The sequence below is a fragment of the Streptococcus sp. 17.1 genome, from assembly GCF_016648655.1.
GTDB lineage: Bacteria > Bacillota > Bacilli > Lactobacillales > Streptococcaceae > Streptococcus > Streptococcus salivarius_E.
Genome location: NZ_JACLQM010000036.1, coordinates 1 through 6,547, shown reverse-complemented (window position 1 = coordinate 6,547; position 6,547 = coordinate 1). Strand labels below are relative to the sequence as shown.

Annotated in this window: 1 protein-coding gene; it reads right to left on the bottom strand. The window is 38.8% G+C overall.

Translation table 11 applies throughout. From position 1 onward, the window contains the following. The coding region (locus tag H7T99_RS10395; protein ID WP_311628327.1) for an SspB-related isopeptide-forming adhesin at window positions 1–6,547 on the bottom strand (6,547 nt) is incomplete at both ends.

Below are 6,547 nucleotides of genomic sequence, written 5' to 3'. Positions count from 1 at the left end.
TGTTGAACTCAGTATCTTCTGGCAATTGAGAAGTTACTGTCAAGACTTTACCGTCTTTAGTTACTGAAACAACGACTCTAGCTACCATCTTATCGTAAGTAACAGTTGTATCGTTACCTTGTACTTCTTCAACAGTATAAATGTGAGTACCTTCTTCACCACGTTTGTACTCAAGTGCAGAGAACTTGATCTTACCTTTAGCATCATTGCTTACAGTTTCAATCACATTACCCTTGCTATCTTTAAGTACAAAGCTAAACTCACCAGCCTTAAGTTGACGGCCTTCAAGTTTCTTAGTGAATTCAAACTCAACTTTAGTTGGGATATTGATTACACGTTTTTCTGTTGGTTTTTCTGGTTTTTCAACAGATTTCTTAGTTGGGTCGTATTGGTGAACGATTTGTGAGGCTGTATTTTCAATGTCAACACCGTCCTTAGCAGATTGTTTAATTTCTGCTGGGATTTCAAACTTGTAGTAACGTCCGAAGGCGAACTTAGTTGTGTCGATGACTTGTGTATTTTCTGCATCTCCAAGTGACTTAGTAAGGTCAGCTTTAGATGTTGCAGTAATCACACCGTTTTCAACCTTGATATCAAACTTAGCTGTCACATCTTCTCCTGTTACAGAGTCGTATGCCTTAATACCAGCTCCGTTGACAGTCAAGTTTGCACTGTCATATTTATCTGTAATACCAACAGATTGAATATTGTGTGCTTCAGTGAATTTAGTTGTATCCAACCATACTTGGTAGTATACTTTATCACCTTTCTTGAGTGTCTTAGTATTGATATTTTGAGCTTCGTTGTTATCAGTCTTATCAACGTAAGGATTTGCATTTGTTTCCGCAATCTTATCCTTCAACTCTTTATCATCGTTGAGAAGTTTGTCACCTGTAATATCGAATTTAGATTCGTTCAAGATGTATTTCTCTGGATTGAAGTCTGGAGTTTCTGGAGGAGTTACACGGTTGTTGAACTCATTGTCTGCTGGATCTGTTACGTTAGTGATAAGAGCTTTCGCTGTTCCGTCATGTTTAACTTCTACAGTTACTACTGCTTTCATCGCATCGTAAGCGACAGTTCCATCAGTACCCTTCACTTCTTCAACTGTGAATTTGTGAACGCCCGCTTGTTCTTTCTTGAATTCAAGTTTAGAGAACTTAACGTTACCAGAGGCATCGTTCATTACAGTTTCAAGGACTTTACCTTCTGAATCTTTCAATACGAAGCTGAATTCGTTAGCTTTCAATTCACGTCCTTCCAGACGTTTAGTGAAGTTGAACTCTACTTGTACTGGTACGCTGTTAACACGTTTTTCAGTTGGTTTGCTTGGTTTTTCAACAGTCTTGCTTACTGGGTTGTAGTAGTTCACTACTTGAGCCGCAGTATTTTCGATGTCTACTCCACCTTTAACGTCCGCTTTAACAGTTGCTGGAATATCAAACTTGTAGTAACGTCCGAATTCGAATTTAGTTGTGTCGATGATTTGAGTATTTTCTGCATCGCCAAGTGACTTAGTGAAGCCATCTTTAAGGGTTGCTGTGATTACTCCGTTAGCTACTGTGATATCAAATTTAGATGTTACATCAGCACCAGTTTTACCATCGTAAGCTTTGATTGCTGAAGCATCAACATCAACTTTAGCCTCATCATAGTCATCTGAGATTCCTACAGATTGGATGTTGTCTTTGTTGTTTGCATCAAATTTAGTTGTATCTAACCATACTTGGTAAACTAGTTTTTGACCTGGTTTAACTGATTTAGTGTTAATGTTTTGAGCTTCATTGTTATCAGCTTTATCAGCATATGGGTTTGCATTTGTATCTGCATACTTGTCTGCTAATTCTTTATCATCATCTAATAATGAAGTTCCTGTTAGGTCAAATTCTTTTTCGTTTAGAACGTATTTCTCTGGGTTGAATTCTGGAGTTTCTGGTGGTGTTACTGTATTGTTGAACTCTTTGTCTGCGATGTCGCCTACAGTAGCCACAAGAACTTTAGCTGTTCCGTCGTGTGATACTGTTACTGTGACATTTGCTTTCATAGTATCGTATGTTACAGTTCCGTCAGTTCCTTTAACCTCTTCAACTGTAAAGTTGTGAACACCTTCTTCACCCTTCTTGAATTCAAGAGCTTTGAACTTAACGTTACCATCCGCATCGTTGCTTACAGTTTCAAGGACTTTACCTGTTGAATCTTTAAGAACGAAGTTGAATTCGTTAGCTTTAAGCTCACGACCTTCCAAGCGTTTAGTGAAGTTGAACTCTACTTGTACTGGTACGCTGTTGACACGTTTTTGAGTAGGTTTGTTTGGAGTTTCAACCTTCTTAGTTGTTGGGTTGTAGTAGTTGACTACTTGAGCCGCAGTATTTTCGATATCTACACCAGCTGCCACATCAGCTTTCACTGTCGTTGGGATGTCGAACTTGTAGTAACGTCCAAATGCGAACTTAGTTGTGTCAATAACTTGAGTGTTATCCGCATCGCCAAGTGACTTAGTGAAGCCAGCTTTAAGAGTTGCAGTAATCACACCGTTATTAACTGTGATATCGAATTTATCTGTTACATCGTCACCTGTTACTGAATCGTAGGCTTTGATCTTAGTAGAATCAAGATCCAACTTCGCTTCATCGTAGTCATCTGAGATGCCTACTGATTGGATGTTGTCCTTGTTAGCTGCGTCAAATTTAGTTGTATCCAACCACACTTGGTAAACAAGTTTATCACCACGTTTAACTGACTTCGTATTGATGTTTTCTGCCTCGTTGTTATCAGTTTTATCAACGTAAGGATTAGCTTCTGTTTCAGTGTATTTGTTTGTTAACTCTGAATCATCATCAAGAAGTTTGTTATCTGTGATTGAATATTTCTCTGTATTCAATACATATTTCTCTGGTTGGAACTTAGGCTCAGTTGGAGGTGTTACTACGTTGTTGAACTCTTTATCAGCGATATCGCCAACAGTTGCCACAAGAACTTTAGCTGTTCCATCGTGAGAAACAGTTACTGTTACATTCGCTTTCATAGTATCGTATGTAACGGTTGCGTCTGTTCCAGCTACTTCTTCTACAGTGTAGTTGTGAACGCCTGCTTGTTCTTTCTTGAATTCGATAGCTGAGAACTTAACGTTTCCATCTGCATCGTTGCTTACAGTTTCAACAACTTTACCTGTTGAATCTTTAAGCACGAAGCTGAATTCGTTAGCTTTCAACTCACGACCTTCCAAACGTTTAGTGAAGTTGAATTCTACTTGTACTGGTACGCTGTTGACACGTTTTTGAGTAGGTTTTTCAGAATCTTTAACTTTCTTATTGAATGGATTGTATTGGTGAATTGTTTGGTTAGCGGTATTTTCAATATCTACACCAGCTTTAACTGTTTGTTTAACAGTTGCTGGGATATCAAATTTATAGTAACGACCAAACTCAAATTTAGTTGTATCAATAACTGGACTTGCGTCTGTAGCGCTGATAGGTTTAGTCAAGCTTGCTTTAGATGAAGCACTGATTACACCGTTTTCAACGTTGATGTCGAATTTAGCTGTTACATCTTCACCAGTGATACCATCGTAAACCTTGATATCATCAGCGTTGATATCAAGCTTATCTTTTTCGTAGTTATCTTTGATACCAACTGTTTGAAGATTGTTTTCTGCTGTAAATTCTCGAGTATCAAGCCATACTTGATAGTAAATCTTTTGACCACGTTCAACTGACTTAGTATTCAAGTTTTCTTTTTCGTTGTTTGACGCAACGTCCGCATATGGTTTCGCATTGGTATCTGCGTACTTGTCTTCCAACTCTTTATCATCATCGGCAAGTTTGTTACCAATGATATCGAATCTTGGTTCTGAAACAACGTATTTCTCTGGTTTGAAGTTAGGAATTACCTCGTTATCGAAGACACGATCGTCAGCGCCATAAGCATCTCCACCTACTGTAGCGTAAGAAACGACAGTTGTTAATTGAGCACCTGGTGCAGGTTGGATAACTTGAACAGTAACATTGACTTTCATGTTATCGTAAGTAACTGTTGTGTCAGTTCCTTTAACTTCTTCTACTGTGTAGTTGAATGTCTTACCAAGATCTGCTTTAACGTAGTTGATAGTAGAGAATTTAACTTTACCTTCGGCATCATTCTTAACTGTTTCAAGAACATTACCTTCTTCATCTTTCAATTCGAAAGTAAATTCTTGATCTTTCAACTGACGTCCGTTAAGTGTCTTACCAAAGATCAACTCGATAGCAGTTGGAACGTTGTTAACACGTTTTTCAGTTGGTTTTTCTACTGGTTTTTCTTTCTTAGTAGTTGGGTTGTAATAGTTAACTACTTGAGCTGCTGTATTTTCAATTTCAGCACCATCATAAGCACCGTCAGCAACCTTAGCTGGAATGACAAACTTGTAGTAGCGTCCAAATTCGAACTTAGTAGTATCGATAACTTGAGTGTTTTCTGCATCGCCAAGTGACTTAGTGAAGCCAGCTTTAAGAGTTGCAGCAATCACTCCGTTATTAACTGTGATATGGAATTTGTCTGTAACGTCGTCACCACTCTTACCATCGTAAGCCTTGATTGCTGATTCACTTACTTCCAATTTAGCTTTATCGTAAGTATCAGTGATACCAACAGATTGAATGTTATCCTTGTTGTTTGCATCAAATTGAGTTGTATCAAGCCATACTTGGTAGTTGATAGTGTCACCACGTTTTACTGGTTGAGTATTGATGTTTATAAAGTCGAATATTGGTTTTTCATCTTTGTCAACTTTACCTGTATCAATTTTTTCGTTGTTGTCAGTTTTATCGACATATGGATCAGTATTTGTTTCTCCATATTTATCAGTCAACTCAGAATCATCATCAAGAAGTTTGGTACCAGTGATATCGAATTCACCTTTATCTTTGCTAAGAACGTATTTCTCTGGTTGGAACTTAGGTTCTTCTGGAGGACGAACAGTATTGTTGAACTCTTTATCAGCGATATCGCCAACAGTTGCCACAAGAACTTTAGCTGTTCCATCGTGAGAAACAGTTACTGTTACATTCGCTTTCATAGTATCGTATGTAACGGTTGCGTCTGTTCCAGCTACTTCTTCAACTGTGTAGTTGTGAACACCAGCTTGTTCTTTCTTGAATTCGATAGCTGAGAACTTAACGTTTCCTGCCGCATCGTTCGTTACAGTTTCAACTACTTCACCAGCTGAATTCTTAAGTACGAAACTGAATTCGTTAGCTTTAAGCTCACGGCCTTCCAAGCGTTTAGTGAAGTTGAACTCTACTTGTACTGGTACGCTGTTTACACGTTTTTGAGTAGGTTTGTTTGGAGTTTCAACCTTCTTAGTTGTTGGGTTGTAGTAGTTCACTACTTGAGCTGCAGTATTTTCGATATCTACACCAGCCGCCACATCAGCTTTCACTGTTGTTGGAATGTCGAACTTGTAGTAACGTCCGAAGGCGAATTTAGTTGTATCGATCACTTGAGTGTTGTCCGCATCGCCAAGTGACTTAGTGAAGCCAGCTTTAAGGGTTGCAGTAATCACACCATTGTTCACAGCGATATCGAATTTATCTGTGACATCGTCACCTGTTACTGAATCGTAAGCTTTGATCTTAGTAGAATCAAGATCCAACTTAGTTTCATCGTAGTCATCTGAGATTCCTACTGATTGGATGTTGTCTTTGTTAGCTGCGTCAAATTTAGTTGTATCCAACCATACTTGGTAAACCAACTTATCGCCACGTTTAACAGTCTTCGTATTCAAGTTTTGTTCTTCGTTGTTTGATGCATTATCCGCATATGGGTTCGCATTTGTATCTGCGTACTTGTCTGCCAATTCTTTGTCATCATCAACGAGTTTGTCACCAGTGATATCGAATTTCTCTTCAGAAACAACGTATTTCTCTGGTTGGAACTTAGGTTCTTCTGGAGGACGAACAGTATTGTTGAACTCTTTATCAGCGATATCGCCAACAGTTGCCACAAGAACTTTAGCTGTTCCATCGTGAGAAACAGTTACTGTTACATTCGCTTTCATAGTATCGTATGTAACGGTTGCGTCTGTTCCAGCTACTTCTTCAACTGTGTAGTTGTGAACACCAGCTTGTTCTTTCTTGAATTCGATAGCTGAGAACTTAACGTTTCCAGATGCATCGTTGCTTACAGTTTCAACTACTTCACCAGCTGAATTCTTAAGTACGAAGCTGAATTCGTTAGCTTTAAGCTCACGGCCTTCCAAGCGTTTAGTGAAGTTGAATTCTACTTGTACTGGTACGCTGTTTACACGTTTTTGAGTAGGTTTGTTTGGAGTTTCAACTTTCTTAGTTGTTGGGTTGTAGTAGTTGACTACTTGAGCCGCAGTATTTTCGATATCTACTCCGCCAGGTACATCAGCTTTCACTGTTGTTGGAATGTCGAACTTGTAGTAACGTCCGAAGGCGAATTTAGTTGTGTCGATCACTTGAGTGTTGTCCGCATCGCCAAGTGACTTAGTGAAGCCAGCTTTAAGGGTTGCAGTAATCACGCCACCTTCAACTGTGATATCGAATTT